This is a genomic window from Actinoplanes sp. NPDC089786, from assembly GCF_040684855.1.
In the GTDB taxonomy this organism is placed as follows: Bacteria; Actinomycetota; Actinomycetes; order Mycobacteriales; family Micromonosporaceae; genus Actinoplanes.
On the sequence record NZ_JBFBGU010000023.1, the window covers coordinates 1 to 20,581 of the forward strand.

Here is a 20,581-nt window from a genome sequence, read left to right on the forward strand (position 1 = left end):
CTCCCGCCAACCGCATGCTGACGGTGGTCAGGCACGCACCCAGGTCGTCCGGTACCGAGCCGAAATCGGCCTGATCGCGCACACGACGGCGACGGCCCAGGCTGCTGCCGCCCTCATGCTTGCGGTGGGACAGCTTTCCGAGGCGAGGGCCGGTCATGAGGCCGGCCAGGTTCCCGAACCCTTCGTCCAGGCATGCCGAGACGCAGAGCGCGAATTCAATCGGGTCGCACGTGCAGAACTGCGTAGCCCTGAGATCAATCTGGAGACTCCCACCGCTCTGCCGGCGGCCGCCGCGCCTGGTGAAGCGCAAGAGACGAGGTGATCGCGGCGCAGCCTGTCGCCGCAGATCATGCAGGACGACGACAGCGATCTAGACCAGGACGCGTCCCTCTCAGCGGCAGATGAGGATACTTGATCTTGGCTTTTCGTTGGCAGCCGAACAATGATCGGGTGCTGAGACCGACTGCTCAACCTGGTTGCTTTCACGTCCTACCGTGCAGTGGAGCCGGACCCTGAGCAAAGTGGTGGCCGTCATGAGTTCAGAACAACTCCGCAAGGCCATCGTGCAGGCGACGGTCCCCCTGCTCGGCGAGTACGAGACCTTGACCACGGCACGGATAGCCGCAGCCGCGGGAATCAGCGAAGCCGAGCTCCTGACGGTCTTCCCCGACAAGGACGCAGTCATCCAGGCTTGGACGTCCATGGTGATGGCGCGTCTGAGCGCGGCGAGCGACCCCGCTGAGGAAATACGCAAGCTGGATGCGATCCGTATGGATCAGCCGGTCGGGCCGCGCCTTCTCGAGGTAGTGCGCATCCTCGGCGCCTACTACGATCGCATCCGCGCTGACCTCGAAGCCTTCGATCAAGCCGGCTTCGCGTACGACGGTACGGCTACTGAGGCGGGCACCCCACCACTGAGCCGAAACGACTTTCGGGCCCTCGGCAGCCTGCCGGAGATTCAGCAGGCCGTCGCGAAACTGCTGAAGCCGGACGAGCAACGTCTACGCCTGTCCGCCGAAGCCCTCGCCGAAATCTTCCTCAGCATGTCGCGATTCTGCACCCGAGCCCCGAACGAAGTTCAGCCACTGCCAGTCGAACAGGTCGTCAACCTTTTCCTGCACGGCGCCCTGATCACCGACTAACGGCAACAGCGGCGAAACCCGCGCCGTTACCGCGACCACAGTCCGGACGCCATGGATTGACGGACACAGACGGTCATGAGAGTCCGACGGCCTGCGCGCATGCTCAGCGGCAGATGAGAACGGCAGCGACTTCGCCAGTCCGATCCAAAAGACTGTCAGATAATGCCGTTGATCGCTTCGCTGAGGGCCGCCACCGCCGCTGCTGTACTACCGACCGACTGCACCCCGGCCGCAATCCGGCCGAGGATGGCGTTCACCGTCAGGGCGTTGGGGTCGCGCTTTGTCATCTCTCGCACCACGGTGTCGGTGGCGTCAAGCAGCTCGACGCTGTTCGGCAGTTCGGTGGCATGTTGGCGTAGCTCTTCCACTACTTCGGCGAGAAGCCGGGCAACGTCGTCGCCGTTGTTTTCGCCAAGCTCTCGGTACGTCGTCTTCTTGACAGCACGGGCCCGATTTCCGATGGCGACAGCCTCGGCGGTGAAGGATCCCCCACTCATGATCAAGCCGTTGTTCTCCACTGGATGCATGGACCCTCCGTTGATTCGGTCTTGAGTGAGGCGGTGCGTGGAGCGTTATCACAGAAGATGCAGCGACCAAAACTCGGCTCCGGGCATCACAACGCCTCCTGCGATTCAGAGATCTTTGCCCTTGAAGCGGCTCGCATTTTCCCAAGATTGCCACGTCGTTGTCCATCCTGGTCATCATTCAAGGTGGACTTGGCCCATCGAATGGATGACACCCGTAGCACCGCACGGTTGATAAGTTGACCTGGGTGCGGTCGCTGACATAATTGCCACGGTGAACGACGCTACTAGATACTTATGTGCAGCCATGCATCAAAGCGAGTTCCTTTGCCGACGAGCAATTCGCCACATGCTCTTTGAGAGGGTTCGCGCGTTGAGTTCCTCGCCTGGGATTGACACCCTGATGGTCCTCCGGCATGCCGTGGCGGCACATCACCGCAGGAGGATCCGAAATGCCATATTCGTAGCTTTCATTTTTGCGTTCGTGGCCGCTATTGCGAAAGTCGAGGAGGATCATCGCTACCGGGTATTGCTAGCCGCCCTAGGATTTTTGGTTTTTGCTGCCTGGTACGAGATATCGGTAGTTTTTTCCTCGCTTCGCTCGCTCACCGAGTCGGGTAGGGCGAAGGCGCCACAGGGTCCCAGGCTGGCCGGGGCAGCGAGTAGACGCCTAGAGGAAGCGGTCTCTCGCCTCGCCAGGAACGTGATCGTCTATCCGGCCAGTGCACCATTTTTCGGTTACGGAATATCGGTTCGCAACTGGAATTTTGTGATCGACGCCGCAACTCCGGTCAGTGGATGTGAGGCCATCCCGTTCGCGGTGAGTGATCTTCTGGCAAAAATGCGGGAGAGGTTGACGGAACTTGACGGCCTATGTCCACTCGGTGTCATATTGGAGGACCGGGTGATGGTCAGTGGAACCGATGTCAATCGCGTGCCGAAATACGTTAGAGATCGGGTCATCGACAGCAGAACGGGAGCGGTGGCTCCAGCAATCGATTCGGAGTTCGTGGACCGACTGTGGGCGGATCCGGACGAATACGTCCGCCCCTATATGACCTGCAGCGTCGTCGGCTGGGGCGGGAATCTCGTCCTGACCGCATTCATTAGAGTGCGCTATTGCAACGGCCAATTGTCCATCGAGGTTAACTATTCAGTTCTAACTCCCATCGACGAGCGCTATCGTAGCGTCGATGCGTTCGACGCGCCAAGGAATATCAGGCACCGTGTACTCGTAGCACTGACCTCCGCCACGCTCCTCCCCGGGCAGATTCTCATGAGCCCGATCTGGACCTGTGTCGATTTCATCCGCGCGAGCAGGTTCGCCGGCCACTCGCGATTGGGTTCGCAAGATGGCAAGGATTTTTGGTTCAACTACGGCTCGGGGTTCAGTCTGCGTGAGCAAGCCATCAACTTCGACTATCAAAAATTCTTTCAACGGCTTGACAGTGACTTATACGCAAAAGCTGTCGAACAGAAGCTGCTGGAAGCTATCAAGACCTTCCTCGCTGACCACAACGTGGATGCATCGGCATTTGAGTCGCAAAGTGCAACTGTGATCAATCACGGGGTCTTCGTGACCGGCGACGCCACGCTGAGTGCCCAATCCATCGCGGCCGGCGCCAATGCCAGGTCCACCATGCTCTCTACGAAGGCCAAGCCGGACCGCCGCAACCCGGCATGATCCGTTCCACTGTCATCGGCAGATCCGGACATCGGTGGAGCCGCACGTTGTGACGGAGGGTAGTCGGAAGCCGCAGGAGTGACTTCCCGGTTCGCTAGGTCAGCGATCGGTGCCGACCACCGCCGAAAAGTGCCAACTAGGACCGAAAGTCACACACTCTCTGGCCGAGTTCTCCCACGGCGACTCCGCTCCCCACCGTCGTACACATGTTCCATCCGCAGTCTGTGAGCAAGCGGCGAGCCGCGTCGGACGTCCGACGCGGCAGTTCTAGGAAGGTGGAAGACGAGTCCGAGCTGGCAGGCCTGAACGGCGGCGGCTCCTTCTGGTCCCTCAGCAACCGGCTGCTTACCGCCGACGCGGGTCCGTGGCGGCTATTCATCGCATCCGATGCTCGCAGGTTGAAGGGACGCACCGACAGGGCCGCCGCGAACTGGGACGACATCTCGCCACTGATCAGCGAATTCGCGCTCGACTCAGTCAACCTTCGCGGCTTGTCGCGGCGGATCTACGTCGGTGCCGAAGGGAGCGGTGACGTCAGGTCAGACGTTGCGCGGATCCGGTCATCGATCGATGACCGTTACCAAGTCAGCAAGGTTCACGTCCGCCGGCCCGACGACGACGAGAAGCTCGGAAACTTGAACGTTGACTTTACGGAAATGACCGTAACCGCCGGGCGCGGAGATGCATCGATCGCATCGCTGGCCCGAGCCGCAGAGCTGCTCGCCCACAGCCAACCGTCCGACTTTTCCGCGCTCACGGCCACCCAAGCCCAGCCTCTCACTGGCGCAACCGACCCAGAATCCGAGAGCACCTAGGCTCCGCGATCGGACGATCCTGAGCGACGGGAACGAAGCGGCACGCGGGCCCCGCGAACCACGGATCCGGGCGGCGACGGCCACCATTTCCCCGGGTGGCCTGGATCACCTGGGGCCGCCGTGGCGGCGAATGCCGCCCGCTGCCGCCAGGTGTCAGCGCCTCCAGATCACGCACGGATCACGCATTCGTCCACAAGGGACGAGGAAATGGCCCTGACCAAGCAAAAACGCCTGATCAGGGCCATGATCACCCGTACGCCGCGTAGGACTTGAACCTACAACCCGCGGATTAAGAGTCCGCTGCTCTGCCAGTTGAGCTAGCGGCGCTTGCTCGTGACAACGAGGAAAACTCTAGCACGGCCCCAGATCGTGACTCCAACCGGGCAACGCCAGGGCAGTCCTGACGCGTCATAAGGGCCAAGAGGTTGACAGCGAAAGTTGCTTGAGTAAGGCAAGATGTGCGCGCGACAACACGAGAACGGGGATCACGGATGGTCAGCAGGCGCCTGATAGCGGTCATGGCGGTGACGGTTCTCGCCCCGCTGGGTCTCGCCGCGTGCGGTGACGACAAGCAGCCGGTCACCTCGAACGGCGATGCGCCGCCGGCCTCGTCCACCCCTTCCGAGGTCGCTCAACAGGAACAAGCGCCCGCGGGTGACGTCCAGATCAGCGTGACGCCCGCCACGGGCAAGACGGACGTGCCGATCAGCGCCGAGATCGGGGTCAAGGTCGACGGCGGCACGGTGAAGACCGTCACGTTGAAGGACGCCAAGGGCGGGGCCGTCGCCGGCGAGATGCGCGAGGACGGCTCCAGCTTCGTGCCGGCCAAGCCCCTCAAGAACAAGGTGGGGTACGAGGCCACGGTCGTCGCCGCGGATGCGGCGGGCGCCGAGAAGACCGCCACCACGAAGTTCACCACCATGGCCAAGCCGGGCAAGAAGACCGGCTCCGGGCTCTACCTGTTCGACGACCACACCTACGGCGTGGCGATGCCGGTGGTGGCCGAGTTCACACCCGGGATCAAGAAGGCCGATCGCGCCGCCGTACAGAAGCGCTTGTTCGTGAAGACCGACCCGCCGCAGCCCGGCACCTGGTCGTGGACCTCGAGCGGCACCCAGGCCTACTACCGCGCGCCGGAACACTGGAAGCCGGGCACCAAGCTGACCGTGCGGCTCGGGCTGGCCGGCCTGCCGATGGGCGGCGGACGGTACGGCGGTCAGGACCGCAGCGCGACCGCCAAGATCGGGCGCGACTTCCAGATGAAGGTCGACGACAAGACCAAGAAGATGACGGTCATCCAGGACGGCAAGACGATCAAGACGATGCTGGTCAGCCTGGGCAAGAAGTCGACACCGTCGTCCAGCGGCAACTTGGTGGTGATGGAGAAGAAGGCGTCGACCGTCTTCGACACCACCGACACCGACGGCGCGGCCGGCTACCGCGCCAACATCGAGTACGCCCAGCGCCTGACCTGGTCGGGGCAGTACATCCACTCGGCGCCGTGGTCGGCGGGCGCGCAGGGCCGCAGGAACGTGTCACACGGCTGCGTGAACATGTCGCCGGCGAACGCGCGGTGGCTGTTCGACAAGACCCTGATCGGTGACCCGGTCACCGTCCAGAACACCGGCGACAAGCTGGATTACGGCAACGGCTGGACGCCGTGGGACGTCAGCTGGAAAGAGTTCGCCAAGGGCAGCGCGCTGCCCGTACCCGCGGACCTGGGTTGAGATTTGCGTGATCATCCGGTGACGTGACGTGGTGGCACACGCGGGACTGGGCGGCCGGGCATTCATGACGGAGGATGGTCGCCGGGATCACGTCCTGATGAGGAGACCAAGGTGACGAGTGTGGTTCGGCTCAACCGCCGCCGCGGGCTGCGGTACGCGATGGCCGTGGTGGCCGCGGGCGCCGTCCTGCTCGGGGCCGGCTGCAGCGGCGACAAGTCACCCTCCTGGGAGGGCGACGGCGCCAAGCCGGGCGCCGAGGGGCCGAGCGGCGGCAATGAATCGCCCGCTCCCCCGCCCAGCATCGTCTCGGTCAGCTCGCCGGCCGCCGGCGCGAGCGGCGTCAAGGCCCTCGAGCCGGTGAAGTTCGCCAGCGAGGACATGGCCAACACCAAGGTCACGGTGAAGAACGCCGACGGCAAGGAGATCGACGGCAAGCTCGACACCGACAAGGGCACCTGGACGCCGGCCAAGGGCCTGGCCTGGGGCGGCAAGTACACGGTGACGGTCAGCGCCCCCGAGCAGGCGGGCAAGACGACCACCACCGAGAGCAGCTTCACGGTGATGAAGAAGCCGGCCAACCTGGTGCGCGTCACCAGCTTCCTGGGCGGCAAGAACACCGTGGGCGTCGGGATGCCGCTGATCATGCGGTTCGGCCGGTCGGTGCCCGAGAAGTACCGCGCCGAGGTCGAGCGCCGCATGCCGGTGACCACGACCCCGAAGCAGGAAGGCACCTGGCACTGGTACAGCGGGACCGAGGTGCACTACCGGCCCAAGGTGTTCTGGAAGGCCGGCACCAAGATCTCGTACAACGCCGACCTGCAGGGCGTGCCGATGGGCAAGGGCTGGTACGGCCGCTCCAACATCGACGTGAGCCTCGAGGTCGGCCGCTCGTTCGTCATGACGGTCGACAACCAGAACAAGAAGATGCAGGTACGCCAGAACGGCAAGCTGGTGCAGACCATCCCGGTCAGCCTGGGCAAGAAGTCCACGCCGTCGTCCAGCGGAACCATGATCGTGATGGAGAAGAAGCGGCACACCGTCTTCGACACGACGGACACGCTTGGCCCGGAAGAGGGCTACCGCACCAAGATCGAATACGCGCAGCGGCTGACCTGGGGCGGGGAATTCATCCACGCCGCTCCGTGGTCCGACGGCGTGCAGGGCCGCGTGAACGTCTCGCACGGTTGTGTCAACGTGTCGATGAAGATGGGCGCCTGGCTGTTCTCCCGCACGCTGATGGGCGACCCGATCACGGTCACGGGCACCGGGCGCAAGCTCCAGCAGGGCAACGGCTGGACCGACTGGAGCCTCAGCTGGGACGAGTACAAGAAGGGCAGCGCCCTCTGACACTCCGCCCGGTGTCGGACTAATCGGGCATAACGCTCGTAGTCTGAGGGTGTGCTGCGACGTCCGGCCTTCGTGCCTCTGGTTTTCGCTCTGATGCTGCTCGCCGCCTGTTCTTCGGGTGGCGAGCAGTCTTCGTCCGGCGCCCGGTCCGCCCCGCCCGCGGCGGCGTCACCGGCGATGTCGCCCAGCACCGACCCCTCGGCCACCGGTCCCTCGACCACCGGTCCCTCGACCACCGACCCCTCGGCCACCGACGACGAGCCGGGCACGGTGGTCTGCGGGGCCCTGGCCTCGGCGATCAACGACGGCACCCTGATGAATCCCGGCATCGTCGACGCGATCGTCGCCGCCTCCGGGACGGCCGACGCGCCCATCGCCGATGCGGCCAGGCGGCTGGCCGCCTCGTACGCCACGGCCACGGCCGCGGTGGGTACCGAGGACGAGCCGGACGCGGTGGCCGAGGTCAGCGCCACTGCCGCCGACATGTCCGACATCTGCGGCGAGAGTGGCCTCGACACGGTGGGCTGAGCCACGCCCAGGCGTCTCGCCGAGCCGGTTGCTCCCGGCCGCGGTCGGGGCGGCGGTCAGCCGGTGACCAGGCCGGCCTCGTAGGCCAGGATCGCGGCCTGCACCCGGTTGTTCAGGTCGAGCCGCAGCAGGATGGCGCTGACATGCGCTTTCACGGTTCCCTCGGCCAGCTTGAGGGTCCTGGCTATCTCCTGGTTGGACAGACCGCGGCCGACCAGCACGAGGACGTCACGTTCCCGGGCGGTCAGCCGGGCGATCCGGGCCCGGGCGGTGTCGCCGCGGGCCAGGCCGTCGCCGAGGCGGGTGATGACCTTCTGGGCGATGCGCGGCGAGAGGAACGCGGCGCCGTCGGCCACCGAGCGCACCCCGAGGATCAGTTCCTTCGGGTCGGCCGCCTTGAGCAGGAAACCGCTCGCCCCCACGGCCAGGGCGCGCGCGACGTACTCGTCCTCGTCGAACGTCGTCAGCATCACCACCTTGACCTCCGGCGCGATGACGGCCAGCTCCTGGGCGGCGGCCAGGCCGTCGAAGCGGGGCATCCGGATGTCCAGCAGCACGATGGCGGGACGGTGCCGGCGCACCGCCTCGACCGCCTCCCGGCCGTCGGCCGCCTCGGCGACCACCTCGATGCCGGGATCGCTGGTCAGGATGGTCCGCACACCGACCCGGATCATCGGCTCGTCGTCGGCCAGGACCAGGCGGATCATCCGGCCCCACCGGCCGGGATGGTCGCGGTCACGGTGAACGTGCCGTCGGTGTGGACGGCCTCGAAGGTGCCGCCCAGGAGGGTCACCCGTTCCTGGAGGCCGGCCAAGCCGGTGCCACGGGACGCCGCTGTCGGCGTACCCCTCGCGGGGTTGTGAATTGTCACCGTCGTGTGGGTCGGCTGCTGGGTCACGGCCAGGTGGACGGGGGCGCCCGGGGCGTGCCGCGACGCGTTGGTCAGCGACTCCTGCACCACCCGGTGCACGGTCGGATCGGCCGAATCCGGGCCGGTGACGTGCACCGTCATGCCCGCCGCGCAGGCCCCGTCGACCAGCTCGGACAGCGACGACGGCAGCGGTGGGACACCGGCCTCCCGCAGCAGATGAACGGTGTGGCGAAGCCGGTCGGTGGCGGACACCGCCGACTCACGCAGCTGCGTGGCCGCCGCCCGGTTGGCGTCGGTCATCCCGGCCGCCAGCTCGAGCGCGCCGGCCCGCAACGCGATCAGCGCCAGGTCGTGGCCGAGCGAATCATGCATGTCGGCGGCGATCCGGGCCCGCTCACGCAGGCGTACGAACTCCTGCTCGCGCTCCAGCTGGGCCACCCGTCCGGCCTGGCCCAGCTGGAAGTGCCCGAGCAGCCACGGCAGGGCGAGGAAGACCACGAGCGCCAACACCGCGCCGACCGCGGTCGAGACCGACCACACCGCCACCGCCGCCGCGGGCACCGCGCAGAGCCCGATCAGGGCCGGGCCGCGGCGGGCCGGCAGGTAGCGCCCGTGCAGGTAGGCCAGGATGCCCAGGGCCAGGAACAGCGCCTGCCGCGACGGCGGGATGGCGTCCAGGAACAGGCCGTTGGCCACGACCGCGCCACACAGGGCGACCAGCAGAAGTCCGTTCCTCACCGGGCCGACCCTACCGATCGCCGGACCAGCACCCGGGCCGCCGCGGTGGCCAGGCCGGCCAGCGCGGCCACGGCCAGGGTGATGGTCAGCGGCACCGGGAAGTAGGTCATCTGGGCCCAGGTGACCGTGCGGCCGATCAGGACCGACATCCACAGCGGGCAGGTCGCCAGGACCACCGTCGGAACCAGCAGCGGCAGCAGGCGCCAGGTCCGGCCCTGCCAGCGACGGGCCCGCAGCACGCCCAGCACGCCGAGACCCAGGGCCAGCAGCGCGATCACGCCCAGCGCGGTCTCGAGGGTCCCGGGGCGCCAGTTCAGCTCGGGCTCCCGGCCGCCGGCCAGGGCGAGCAGCTGGTCGTACGTACGGTCGACGGGCGAAGCGCTGTTGGTCATGACCGCCCAGCCCTCGCCGGTGGCCGGGTCGATCGCCTCGACGGCCGTGTAGGTGAACAGGTTCCCGGAGTGCACCAGCAGCGTACGGCCGTCGGCGTGCTCCACGCCCCAGCCCATGGCGTAGGTGCCGGCCGCCGGTCCCGGCGTGTGCATCTCGCGCAGGCCGGCCGCCGACACGATCCGGGGGCCGTGCCCGGTCTGGCTGATCAGCCACCGGCCCATGTCCGCGGCCGTGGTGACGACCCCGCCGGCGCCGCCGCGGAAGGCGGGCAGCTCGCGCCGTTCGACCCACACCCCGAAGACCGAGTTGTAGCCGTTCGCCGGGGTGTCGCCGACCGTGCTGTGGGTCATGCCCAACGGCCCGAAGATCCGCCCGCGCATCGCCTCGGCGAAGGGCCGCCCGTCCACCACCTCGACCAGCCGCGCCGCGACGTCGTAGTTGACGTTGCAGTACTCCCCGTCCGTGCCCGGCGTCCGGGCCAGGCGGCCGGTCCGCAGCGCGGCGACATAGCCGGCCAGGTCGGGCGCCTCCTGGGTGGCGTCGATGTCGACCGTCCGGTCGGACAGGCCCGAAGTCTGGTTGAGCAGCTGACGCACGGTGATCGCGGCCGCACGAGGGTCGGCCATCCGGAACTCCGGCAGATAGCTCACCACCGGCCGGTCCAGCGCCACCCGGCCCTCGTCGACCAGCGTCAGCACGGCCGCGGCGGTGAACGACTTGCTCACCGAGGCCACCCGCATCGGGGTGTCGGGACCGACCGGGTCGCCGTTCGAGTCACGACCCTCGCCGACGACCCGCACCACCCCGTCGCCCTTGGTCACCACATAGGCCAGGCCGGGCTCGTTGTTCGCCGGCGCGCTGTTCGCCGGCGCGTTGTTCGCCGGCACGGGAAGGAGGGCCAGGACGCCGACCAGGCTGAGCAGAATTCGCATGTCACCGACGCTAGGGATGGCGAACGTCGCACGAATCTGACGATCGTCGCCGCCATTCCTAGACGAAAGTAGTAGGCGGTTCTTGCCAAGATGTCTGGTCATGAGCGCTGTTCTGATCCTGTCGCTGGCCGTCCTCGCGATCATCGACAGCACCAGCATCGGCACGCTGTTCATCCCGATCTGGCTGCTGCTGGCCCCCACACGCATCCCGGCGGCGAAGTTCCTCGGCTACCTCGCGACGATCGCCGGGTTCTACTTCGTCGTCGGCGCCGGGCTGGCCCTGGGCGGCAGCCGCCTGGCCGGCGCCTTCGAGGGCGTCACGGTCAGCCGCCCGTTCCTGATCGTGCAGCTGGCGATCGGTGTCGTCCTCTTCGCCCTGAGCTTCTGGGTCGACCGCCGCAAGACCCAGACCGCCGCCGCGATCGCCCGCTGGCGTGAGCGGGCCACTCTGGGCGCCGCCGGCCGCCTCACCGGGCTGGCCCTGCTGGCCGCGCTGGCCGAGGTGGCCACGATGCTCCCCTACCTGGGCGCGATCGGGCTGCTGGCCACGGCCGGTCTGGCCTGGTACACCGTGGTCCCGCTGCTGGGGGCGTACTGCCTGATCATGGTCCTGCCGGCGTTGGGGCTCTATGCCCTCCGCGCGTTCGGGCCGGCCTGGATCGACCGGCTGCTGGCGCGGCTCAACGCCTGGGCCCTCCGCAGCGGCGGGGCCATGCTGTCGTGGGCGCTCGGCATCGCCGGGTTCCTGGTCGCCCGGGACGCCGCGGCCCGGCTCTGGTTCCCGCAGCTCCTGGGATCCTGACCCGCCACGAGCAGCGCGGCTCGGGTGACCACTCACGCGAGAGTCGCGTTCACGGCCTTGCGCTGTCGCCTGGGTCGCGGAGTGCCACGTCGCTCCGGTGTTGCGGTTGGGGAGGGCGTCGGGCGTACCCAAGGCAGTGGAATTTGATCTTGGGATCTTCGCGGAAACAACGAAAGAACCCTCCGCGCTGCCGACGCGGAGGGCCCTTTACCGGGGAAACGGAGTAACCGAAGGGGGGCTTCGTCCGTTAAGCACCACTTTATCCGGCGAACGCGCATCTAGGAAGTCCCTGCCCGAAACGGACAAAAGAAGTAGGCGCCGCACGCCGGGACCGGCGAGTACTAGGCTGAACGGCGTGGCGGATCTTCTGGTGTGGATCGACTGTGAGATGACCGGCCTCGACCTCGGCAAAGACAAGTTGATCGAGGTTGCGGCGCTGGTCACCGATCCTGAGCTGAACGTGCTCGGCGAGGGCGTCGACCTGGTCATCCATGCCGACGAGGCCGCGCTCGAATCGATGCCCGAAGTGGTGCGCAACATGCACGCCAAGTCCGGGCTGACCGAAGAGGTGCGCAGCTCGGTCGTCACGATGGCCGAGGCCGAAGAAGCGGTTCTCGCGTACGTCAAGCAGTACGTGCCCAACCCGCGGACCGCCCCGCTGTGCGGCAACTCGATCGCGACCGACCGCGGCTTCCTCGCCCGGGACATGCCGACGCTCGACAACTACCTGCACTACCGCATGATCGACGTCTCGTCGATCAAGGAGCTGGCCCGGCGCTGGTACCCGCGCGTGTACTTCGGTCAGCCGGCCAAGGGGCTCGCCCACCGGGCGCTCGCCGACATCCGCGAGAGCATCCGTGAGCTGGAATATTACCGTCGCACGATCTTTGTGCCGCCGCCCGGACCCGACGTCGAGCAAGCGAAGGCGATCGCTGCCGAGTTGTAGGTCACGTCGCCACTCCCAAACCCGGTCGACGGCGGCCGGTGGCGTGTGGCTATGATGGTCCGGCGCCGTGGGATTCGGTTCCGCGTGCCGCGATGGTGGTCGTAGCTCAGCTGGTAGAGCACCGGGTTGTGGTCCCGGGGGTCGCGGGTTCAAGTCCCGTCGGTCACCCCATCTTCGAGAGGGCCCCTTTTGCACGGGGGCCCTCTCGGCGTCTCTGGGGGCGGTCCGGTGGATGCGATCGTGCAGCGGGTGCGTACGTCATGGTCCAAGCGGTCGCGCGGCGGGCCGGCGGCGGCGTTGCGCAACGCCTGCCCCGTCGGGTTCACGGTGGTGGGAGGTCTATCCTCCTCGTCGTCACGGGACGTGGTGCCGCCGATGCGACGGTCCGAGCATGAGACCGGGCTTCTGCTTACTGAGGGTGATGGCCGACTGCGGATCAAGGCGGCGACTTCTTCATGCTCCGGCGGCGGCAGCATCCTCCGGCCGCGCGGCTCGGGCCCGGCCAGTGGGCACGGTGGATGATCAACTATCGCTATCTCCAGAGGACGAGCGGTGGGCAGTGGCTGTACCGGTTGGAGACGTTCAACGTCGCGTATGGGGCGTGCTCTGCGGACATGTTCATTGGCGAGCCTGACGTGTTCGTCGATCAGCGGCGGATCCTCACATAGGTGCTTGAGTACGGGCGGCGGGTTTCCAAGCGCAGCGGCGGGGCGACGTGACACTCCGCGATCTTGGCGGGACTACAGGCCGTGAACGCGGGTCTCGCGTGAGTGCGACCAACCGCGTTTCAGTCGCTGAAATCTTCTGGCAGCGGCAAGTTGAAGCGTCGGCGCAGCCTTGACATGTCGTGATGGTCGGTGGGGCGTGGCGGGTAGCCGGTGTGCCACCGGAGCGACCATTCGGGGGCTTCGCAGCGGACTTCCGTGCCGGCGATGCGGCCACGGCCGGCCAGGGCCGCCGCAGGGAAGCCGACCCCGTCGAGCGCCGAGCCGTAGTGCAGGTCGCCGTCCGGGCGAGGCTCGTACAGGTGCAGGTCGACCCGCCGGCGAGCGCCGTCGTGCAGGACGAAGTTCCAGGGCCGGTCGCCCGGCCACGGGTAGACCCGGTCGACGCCGGCCTCGGCCAGGCCCGCGAACAGCCCTTCCAGCCGGGCGGCGGGCGCCCAGAGGTCAAGGTCGGAGTGCTCGCGGGTCTGCTCACCCAGCAGCGCGTCAACGGCCCAGCCGCCACCCAGGCAGACCGGCACATCATGAGCTTCGAGGCAACGCAGCAGATCCACCGCGTCGGCCGCGGACATCGTGTGCATGCCGCCCAGCATGCGACGAGGGCCGCCCCCGTGGTGGGACGGCCCTCGTCGATCTTGGATGTCAGTCGGTCTTGGGCTTCTTCCGGCCGAGCCGAGACCCGGCGAGAAGCTTGGCCGCCTCAGCTTGATACCCCGAGAGCCGAGCCGCGGCGCTCTGCTTGTCGTCCGGCCCGCCCTCGCTGCTCCTGCCGGCGCCCGCGCCCTCGCTCTTGCCGGGGCCGCTGCTCTTGGCGGTGTCGTTGCCCTTGCCGGCGGACTTTCCCGTGGCCGGGTAGTCCCGCCGCAGCGACGAGCCCGGCCGGCCGAGCGCGTTGAGCTCATCCCGGGTGGGAGCGCCCGCCTCGACGTCATTTCCCGTGGCAGCGGCTCGCGCCGGCGCTCCCGCGGCCAGCTTTGCCTTGGCGTCCGACGCCTCGCCTTCCTCAGCCGTCCCGGGCCCGCTCGGGGCTGCCGAGTTCCGGGCTGGAGTTTCCGCGGCGGCCGAAGCCCCGCCTACCTCAGCCGCCCCAGAGCCGCTCGGAGCTGCCAAGTTCCGGGACGGAGTCTTCGTGGCGGCCGGGCGGCTCGGGGCCGGCTCAGGAGCCACCGGGCGATTGGGCGAGGTAGGCCTGGACGGCGCCGGCACAGTGGGCCGCGTCGGTGTGGGCCTCGGCGGTGCGGGCGCCGGAGCGGTCGCGGTCCCCGCCTCGGCGATCGCAGGCTTGGCGGCCACCGTGGTCAGATCCCGATAGTGCGTCGAACCGATACTCGCGCCGACCACACCGGCCGCCGAGGCAGCGCTACCAGCAGATCCGGTCGGAGGGGTAACGGGCCGGCTCGACCGGGCCGCCCCACCCCCGGCCGAGTCATCGCCCGCCTCCGAGCCGACAGCCTGTGACGGCACCGACTGGGCGCTCGCGGCAGCCGGTCCGGCCTTGGCGGCACCCTGCTCCCCCGGCTTCGTGGCCGACCCGCCGGGCGCGTCGTTCGTGCCCGCCGGTTCCGATGTGCTGCCAAGGGTCGGGGTTCCGGCCGCGTCCTTCGCAGCGGGTTGCCGGGCCGACGTTCCGGCCGCGCTGCTCGCGGCAGGTTGCTGGGCCGACGTTCCGGCCGCGCTGCTCGCGGCAGGTTGCTGAGCCGACCGCTCCAGTGCGGTCTTGCCTGCGGTTGGCTGTCCGGTGCGGGCCATCGCCGCGCTCAGCAGCGAACGACCAGCACCGCCGAGCGCGGAACGCGGTGACGCCGACCCACCCGAGGACGCCGGGGCTGACGGCCTCGTCGCCGTCGGGGCGTTCGCCGTGGGCGCGGAAGTCGTTCCAGGCCGGGCCGCGCCGGGCTGCGATGCCGACGCCCAGGCGGATGCCGACGCCCGCGACGCCTCTGACGCCGATCCTGGTGTGGCCAGTCCGGTTCCCGCGGCGGGTGAGTTGGTGGGTTTCTTCGGGAGTCCGATCGCCGCGCGGAGGGCGGCTGCGTCCGCCGCGCCCTGGCGTAGGGCGGCGATCTCGCCGTCCGACTTCGACGGTGAGAGCTTGGTCGTGCGCTCGGACGGCGAGAGCTTGGTCGTGGACTCGGACGGCGAGAGCTTGGCCATGGACGGTGCAGCAGGCTGTGTCATGGGCTGGTGCTTGTCGCCCGTCGTGTCGTCCGTGCGGGCGGGTGTCGTCGCGGATGGCTGCCCGCTACGGTCCGAGCCTGCGGCAGGCTTCGGAGCGGCCGAGGTCTGCCCAGGCAGCGTCGGCGGCGCCGACAACGACGCGAGCAATCGAGCGAAACCCGACGACTGCTTCGCGCCGCCTTCCGCGGGGTCACCCTTGGAGGGCACATCCGCCGACTGCTCAGAGCCAGCGCCAACCGTCGGCTCGCTCTCCTTGGTCGCCGTTCCGGATGCCGCCCCGCCGTTGCTATCAGCGCGATCAGCGACCTTCGCCAGAGACGGCGTCGGCGTCCGCGTGACGCTCGTGGACGCTGGCGTCGGCGTGGCCTTCGCGGACTGCGAGCCCGGCGGCGAAGCGGCTGCGGACTGCGGAACCGTCGACGTCGTGGCTGTGGATGCCGCCGGCGCGGTGGTCGTGGACGGCGCAGCCGTTGACGCCTTGGACTGCGAAGGCTTTGTGGCCTCACGGCGCGGTGACGGTGTTTCAGTCACTGAAGGCTTGGTGTCGGAGCCCGTTGGCTTGGCAGACGCCGTGGCGGGCTGCGGTGTTGCGGTGGGCGCGGCGGGATTGGTGGGCGTGACCGGCTTCGGGCCGTTCGTGGACGTCCCGGCTGAGGCGGCGAAGGTTGAGCCGCTTGTTGCGGCTGCCCAGGCGTCGACCGGCTCCGCGTCGGGCGTTGCGGAGGCCTTGGCCAGCTCCACGCCGGGCGTTGCGGAGGCCTTCGCCGGCTCTGCGTTGGGCGTGGGCGTTGCGGAGGAGGTGGACGGCTTCGCGTTGGCGGCGGGCGCCGTGGATGTGGCTGTGGTCGGCGTTGACTCGCGGCGCGGGGCCGGCGGTTCAGTCGCTGAAGGTTTGGTGGAGGCCGGAGTATTGGCCGGTTTGGCGGGCGGGGCGACCGGCTTGGGCTCAGCCGGGTTTGCCGAGGACTGCGGCTTGGTCGAGGCCGTTGAGGGCTTCAGCTTGTCGGCGGAGGCGGTGGAAAGCTCAGCGGGGTTGAGGCCGGTGAGAGCGGCCGCGGGCTTCGAGTCGGTGGCCGCGGGCTTCGGGTCAGTGGCCGCGGGCTTCGGGTTGGTGGCGGCTGCGGCGGGCGTGGGCTCGGCCGGTGACGGGGACGCGGAGGCGGGAGTGGGAGTCGCGGTGGGCGGGAGGGTCAGGCCTACCTTGCGGGTTTCGGCTCGGCGTAGGCCGGTTGCCTCCCAGGCGCCTGCGGCGGCGGCTGCTGCGTCCTCGGTTGCGGCGTTGCGGCGTTCGCGGGCCAGGGCGGCCGCGGCTCGGGCCTCGGTTTCGCGGGCTCGGGCGGCTGCTGTTTCGGCTACCCAGGCGCCTACGGCGGAGGCCTCGAAGGGGGCGGTGTTGTCGGGCTGGGTGGGCTTGCGGCGGGACGGGCGGGTGAACAGCGGGTCACGGGTGGTGGTTGCGGCTGGGCCGGGGGCGCCTACCAGGCCGGCCATGGGTGGGAGGCCGGATGCTGAGGTGCTTCCGCTGCCGAAGAACTCCAAGGGCTCGCCGGGGGCCGGGGTTTTGGCGCCGGGGGCGGGAGCTCGGTGGGAACCGGGGCGGGGCGGGAGTGCGGTTGCTGCCGCGTAGGCCGCGGCGGATGGGGGGACGGCGGGCGGCCAGGTCGGGCCGGGCCTGTCCATCGAGGATCCCATCGGCACGGTGGCCGGGGCGGGCGAGGCCGCAGAAGCAGAAGAGGCCGCGGTGGAAGAGGCCGCGGTGGAAGAAGAGACGGATGACGACGGCTGGGATGCGGGTGGCTCGGCCAGGGCGGTGGCTGAGCGGGACGCGGAGGCGGCAACGGACGCCAGGCCGGCGGTGGTGGCTACGGCCGCGGAGGAGGCGGCCATGGAGGCCGCGGTCGCAAGGGAAGCAGGGGAAGCAGGGGAAGCAGAGGAAGCAGGAGAAGCGGGAGAAGCGGCGGGGGCCAAGGAAGGAGCAGCCGCGGGTGATGGGGTGTCGGCGAGGGTTCGGGGGCGGCCGGTGGCGGCGTGGCGGCCGCCCTGGCGGGTCAGGGACAGGGGGGCGCCGATGGCCTTCATCAGGTCGGGGACCTGGCTGGGCTCGACCACGTAGACGATCTCGCGGCGGCGGCCGGGCCAAGCCATGATGATCAGGCCGGACATCAGGGTGAGGCTGCCCAGCATGAGGAGGGCCCAGGTGCTCGAGTTGAGCCAGCGAGGGCTCAGCGACACCGCGCTGGTCAGCTGGAGGCCGGGCTCGGCGGCCCGGTTCATGATGACCAGGCTGTACGGGCGGCCTTCGAGCTCGGCGGGGTTCCAGTCGAGGGTGCCCAGGCCGGCCCGCAGCCAGAAGGTCTCGGCGGCGGGGACCTTCGCGGGGGCCTTCGTCCCGGCGACGCGAGCGGTCTTGACCGGCAGGGCGCCGGTGCCGATGTCTACTGTGCCGACGACGGAGCGCGGCACGCCCTGGAGGTAGCGCGCGGCGTCGGCTCGGGGGGCCAGGCCGATGAAGGTGGGGGCACCGGAGGAACTGGCGGCCAGGCGGAGGCTGCCGTTGCCCAGGCGGGCGAACGGCGCGTCCGTGCGGAGCAGGGCGTCCACGTCGTCGACGACGATGGCGTGGCCGCTGGTGGTGATGGTCTGGAGTGGCCCGCTGAACGCGCCACCCGCGTCGCGGTGCTGCATGGCGGACCACAAGCCTGCCCCGATGAGCAGTGCCGGAAGTCCGATGAGCAGCAACAGCATGCCGAGGATCGTGCGCAGCGCCCGCATGAGCTTCTCCCCCTTCTCGGGTGTCACTGCGAGGACCATACATACCGAAATGCCACCAAAGTGGTCAAACGGACGGCAACAAGCCAGAAAGGCCGGTCCAGGCGTACGAGAAGGAGAGAAGTGGGGAGATTCAGTTGACCTTGACGGTGGTGGTCAGCGTCGAGCGGTCGACGTCGGTGGTGCGCACCGTGAACGTCAGCTTCCAGTCGCCGGCCTGCGGCAGCGCGATGTCGCCGATGGCGTGGAAGTCGGTGATGCGCAGCAACGGGATCTCGATCGGCTCGATGTTGGCCGAGGCGAGCGCCGCCGTGGCCGTCCATTCCACGACCGGCAGCGGCTTGTTGTCCGGCGTGTACGCGTACAGATGGATGCTGTTGTTGCCGATCTTGGCCGGAAAGACGTCGACCTGGAGCGAGACGGAGCTGTCCCGCAGCGTCTGGGTGACCGTTGTGCTGGTGGTGCCGGTCGACGCCGCCGTGGCCGTACGCGGAGGCGGGATCTGGACCAGCGCCGACGTGACACCGAGGACGATCGCGAGGACGGCCAGTTCGACCAGCACCGCCCGCCGCAGCCGGGACGGTCCCGCCGCCGCCGACCGGTTGAGCACCATCTTGCGGGACAGCGCCGCCACCCCGATCGCCACCGCGGCCAGGCCGGACTTGACCAGGATGAGCTGCCCGTACGTGGACTTGAACAGGCCGGAGATCGAGCTGACCTCGATCAGCGCCTGCACCACGCCGGCCAGGACCAGCGCGCCGACCGCGGTGAACGCCCAGCGGGACCAGATCGGCAGGATCGCCCCGAGTTCGCGCTCGTCGGCCTTGGGCAGCAGGAAGGCGACCAGCATGATCAGGCCGCCGAGCCACACCGACATCGCCGAGAGGTGCACCGCGTCGACCACCACGGACACCCCGGCCACCGGTGACGCGGTCGGGTGCCCGGTGAGCGGCCAGGTGGCGAGCGCGGCCACGCCGAGGACGCCGAGCAGCGCCAGGTCGGCCTTGGACTCGCCGCCGTCGCCGCGGAGCAGCGGGCGGAGCAGGAACGCGGCCGCGCAGATCACGCCGAGGCGGACCAGCATGACCGCGCCGAATGTGCTGCCCAGCACGTCTTGGAAGTCGGCCGGCGAAGCACCGAACGGGCCGGCGCCGATCGCGTACGGCGCCTGGAGCCACAGGCCCATCAGCGTGCTGAACCCGATCAGCCCGAGGCCGGACCAGACCAGACGGGCCGGTCCGACCCGGGACAGCCGGTGTGGCCAGAGCAGGGCCAGGACCAGCACCGGGCCGACGAGCAGCACGAGTCCGGCGTACCCGAGGTATTTGCCGATCGGGATCAGCGCGCGCACCACCGGGTCGACGCTCTCGCTGACGGCGTCCTCGGTGGGCGCCGCCGACGGCGCGCCGACGGAGTAGGTGAGGCTGCCGGCCACCGGGTGGCTGTCCGCCGAGATCACGCGGTAGCTGACCAGGTAGGTGCCCCGAGCACCGCCGGAGCGCAGCGGGATGGTGACCGACGTGCCGGACGCCTCCGGCTCGCCCTGGTCGGCGCGGCTGCCGTCGGGGGCGAGCACCTGGATCTTGCCGGCCAGCAGCTGGATCGACTCGCTGAAGGAGAGCGTGATCCGGTTGGGCGCGTCCGGGACCACCGTGCCGTTGCTCGGGTCGCTGCCCACCAGCGCGGCGTGGGCGCTGGCCGGCGCGGCCGGGCCGAGCAACGTCAGGAGCAGGCCGAACAGCAGACCGGCACCGGTCGCGAGGACGCGGCGCAACGATCGTCGATCACCAGGCATGCGAGCCATGTTCCCCGATTGCTCCCGGGTCGCCCAACGTGGGTACGCCTGCCAGTTTCGCCCCGCGTACGATCTCGGGTCGTGACCCCGGCTGAAAACGGTCTGGACGAGACCACTGTCCTCGCGCTCCGGGCGCGTGCCGGCGACGCCGGGTCACAGGCCGCGTTCGTCCGCGCGACCCAGGCCGACGTCTGGCGCTTCACCGCCGCGCTGGTCGATCCCGGCGTCGCCGACGACCTCACGCAGGAGACGTTTCTGCGCGCGTTCCAGGCGCTGCCGCGCTTCGAGGGGCGTTCTTCGGTACGCACGTGGCTGCTCGGCATCGCCCGCCGGACCTGCGCCGATCACCTGCGCACGGTGGTGCGCGGCCGGCGGTTGCGGGCCCGCCTGACCGCCCAGGCCCACACCGACATGCCCGCGCCGGACTCCTCGGGCCGGCTGAGCGCCGCCGATCTGCTGGGCCGGCTGGGCCCCGAGCGCCGCACCGCGTTCGTGCTCACCCAGGTGATGGGCATGTCGTACGCGGAGGCGGCCCAGATCGAAGAGGTACCGGTCGGCACGATCCGCTCGCGGGTGGCCCGCGCGCGTGACGACCTGGCCGCGGCCGTGGCCGACGCCCAGGCCAGCTGACTCACAAGAAGACCCCAGGAAACCCCCAGCCGAAA

At 69.0% G+C, this 20,581-nt stretch carries 17 protein-coding genes and 2 tRNA genes; 10 read left to right on the forward strand and 9 right to left on the reverse strand.

Translation table 11 applies throughout. From position 1 onward, the window contains the following. On the reverse strand, positions 1 to 310 hold a 310-nt coding region (locus tag AB0O15_RS39195), incomplete at its 3' end, for a hypothetical protein (protein ID WP_364330152.1). 211 nt (positions 311 to 521) lie between these two features. On the opposite strand from AB0O15_RS39195, the gene AB0O15_RS39200 reads away from it, so the two are divergent. Next, a complete protein-coding gene (locus tag AB0O15_RS39200) occupies positions 522 to 1,142 on the forward strand; it encodes a hypothetical protein (RefSeq protein ID WP_364330155.1) in 621 nt (206 codons plus the stop codon). 155 nt (positions 1,143 to 1,297) lie between these two features. Here the strand turns inward: AB0O15_RS39200 and AB0O15_RS39205 are convergent, their stop codons facing one another. After that, positions 1,298 to 1,669 (reverse strand): hypothetical protein, encoded by a 372-nt coding sequence (locus tag AB0O15_RS39205; RefSeq protein WP_364330158.1) that lies wholly within the window; start codon positions 1,667 to 1,669, stop codon positions 1,298 to 1,300. A 481-nt stretch (positions 1,670 to 2,150) separates the two neighbouring features. Here AB0O15_RS39205 and AB0O15_RS39210 point away from each other — a divergent pair, with 481 nt between their 5' ends. Continuing rightward, positions 2,151 to 3,350: a hypothetical protein gene (locus AB0O15_RS39210; RefSeq protein ID WP_364330161.1), complete on the forward strand. Its 1,200-nt coding sequence runs from the start codon at positions 2,151 to 2,153 to the stop codon at positions 3,348 to 3,350. Positions 3,351 to 3,556: 206 nt separating this feature from the next. After that, positions 3,557 to 4,165 (forward strand): hypothetical protein, encoded by a 609-nt coding sequence (locus AB0O15_RS39215; RefSeq protein ID WP_364330164.1) that lies wholly within the window; start codon positions 3,557 to 3,559, stop codon positions 4,163 to 4,165. 254 nt (positions 4,166 to 4,419) lie between these two features. On the opposite strand, the gene AB0O15_RS39220 is transcribed toward AB0O15_RS39215, so the two are convergent. Further along, positions 4,420 to 4,492 (reverse strand) — tRNA-Lys (locus AB0O15_RS39220). A 164-nt stretch (positions 4,493 to 4,656) separates the two neighbouring features. Between AB0O15_RS39220 and AB0O15_RS39225 the strand changes: the two genes are divergently transcribed. The 3 genes from AB0O15_RS39225 to AB0O15_RS39235 all read left to right on the forward strand — a co-directional run bounded on the left by AB0O15_RS39225 (position 4,657) and on the right by AB0O15_RS39235 (position 7,767). Further along, positions 4,657 to 5,892 (forward strand): Ig-like domain-containing protein, encoded by a 1,236-nt coding sequence (locus AB0O15_RS39225; protein WP_364330167.1) that lies wholly within the window; start codon positions 4,657 to 4,659, stop codon positions 5,890 to 5,892. A gap of 111 nt (positions 5,893 to 6,003) precedes the next feature. After that, a complete protein-coding gene (locus AB0O15_RS39230) occupies positions 6,004 to 7,239 on the forward strand; it encodes an Ig-like domain-containing protein (protein ID WP_364330170.1) in 1,236 nt (411 codons plus the stop codon). A 51-nt stretch (positions 7,240 to 7,290) separates the two neighbouring features. Then, a complete protein-coding gene (locus AB0O15_RS39235; protein WP_364330173.1) occupies positions 7,291 to 7,767 on the forward strand; it encodes a hypothetical protein in 477 nt (158 codons plus the stop codon). Positions 7,768 to 7,823: 56 nt separating this feature from the next. On the opposite strand, the gene AB0O15_RS39240 is transcribed toward AB0O15_RS39235, so the two are convergent. Genes AB0O15_RS39240 through AB0O15_RS39250 form a run of 3 tightly spaced genes read right to left on the reverse strand, consistent with a single transcriptional unit; the run spans position 7,824 to position 10,701 of the window. Then, entirely contained in the window at positions 7,824 to 8,474 is a 651-nt protein-coding gene (locus AB0O15_RS39240) for a response regulator transcription factor (RefSeq protein ID WP_364330176.1), read from the reverse strand. Beyond that, complete coding sequence (locus AB0O15_RS39245) at positions 8,471 to 9,376, reverse strand: histidine kinase (protein ID WP_364330179.1); 906 nt, start codon at positions 9,374 to 9,376, stop codon at positions 8,471 to 8,473. The genes AB0O15_RS39240 and AB0O15_RS39245 overlap by 4 nt, the downstream gene beginning before the upstream one ends. After that, on the reverse strand, positions 9,373 to 10,701 hold the full coding sequence (locus AB0O15_RS39250; protein ID WP_364330182.1) for a serine hydrolase domain-containing protein: 1,329 nt from the start codon (positions 10,699 to 10,701) through the stop codon (positions 9,373 to 9,375). Before AB0O15_RS39250 ends, AB0O15_RS39245 begins: the two co-directional genes overlap by 4 nt. A 100-nt stretch (positions 10,702 to 10,801) precedes the next feature. Here AB0O15_RS39250 and AB0O15_RS39255 point away from each other — a divergent pair, with 100 nt between their 5' ends. The 3 genes from AB0O15_RS39255 (at position 10,802) to AB0O15_RS39265 (ending at position 12,620) form a co-directional block, all read left to right on the forward strand. Then, entirely contained in the window at positions 10,802 to 11,503 is a 702-nt protein-coding gene (locus AB0O15_RS39255; protein WP_364330185.1) for a GAP family protein, read from the forward strand. 355 nt (positions 11,504 to 11,858) lie between these two features. Then, a complete protein-coding gene (gene orn / locus AB0O15_RS39260; protein ID WP_364330187.1) occupies positions 11,859 to 12,449 on the forward strand; it encodes an oligoribonuclease in 591 nt (196 codons plus the stop codon). A 95-nt stretch (positions 12,450 to 12,544) separates the two neighbouring features. Beyond that, positions 12,545 to 12,620: transfer RNA gene (locus tag AB0O15_RS39265), tRNA-His, on the forward strand. 616 nt (positions 12,621 to 13,236) lie between these two features. Here the strand turns inward: AB0O15_RS39265 and AB0O15_RS39270 are convergent. The 3 genes from AB0O15_RS39270 to AB0O15_RS39280 form a co-directional block, all read right to left on the reverse strand. Beyond that, positions 13,237 to 13,755 (reverse strand): aminoglycoside nucleotidyltransferase, encoded by a 519-nt coding sequence (locus tag AB0O15_RS39270; RefSeq protein WP_364330190.1) that lies wholly within the window; start codon positions 13,753 to 13,755, stop codon positions 13,237 to 13,239. A gap of 61 nt (positions 13,756 to 13,816) precedes the next feature. Next, the gene (locus AB0O15_RS39275; RefSeq protein WP_364330193.1) at positions 13,817 to 18,151 is read right to left on the reverse strand and encodes a hypothetical protein; all 4,335 of its coding nucleotides are present in this window, start codon (positions 18,149 to 18,151) and stop codon (positions 13,817 to 13,819) included. A gap of 103 nt (positions 18,152 to 18,254) precedes the next feature. Next, the gene (locus AB0O15_RS39280; protein ID WP_364330196.1) at positions 18,255 to 19,916 is read right to left on the reverse strand and encodes a copper resistance protein CopC; all 1,662 of its coding nucleotides are present in this window, start codon (positions 19,914 to 19,916) and stop codon (positions 18,255 to 18,257) included. An 81-nt stretch (positions 19,917 to 19,997) separates the two neighbouring features. On the opposite strand from AB0O15_RS39280, the gene AB0O15_RS39285 reads away from it, so the two are divergent. Beyond that, positions 19,998 to 20,546 carry a sigma-70 family RNA polymerase sigma factor gene (locus AB0O15_RS39285; protein ID WP_364330199.1) on the forward strand — a complete coding sequence of 183 codons (549 nt, stop codon included), beginning with the start codon at positions 19,998 to 20,000 and terminating at the stop codon, positions 20,544 to 20,546. Positions 20,547 to 20,581 lie beyond the last annotated feature (35 nt).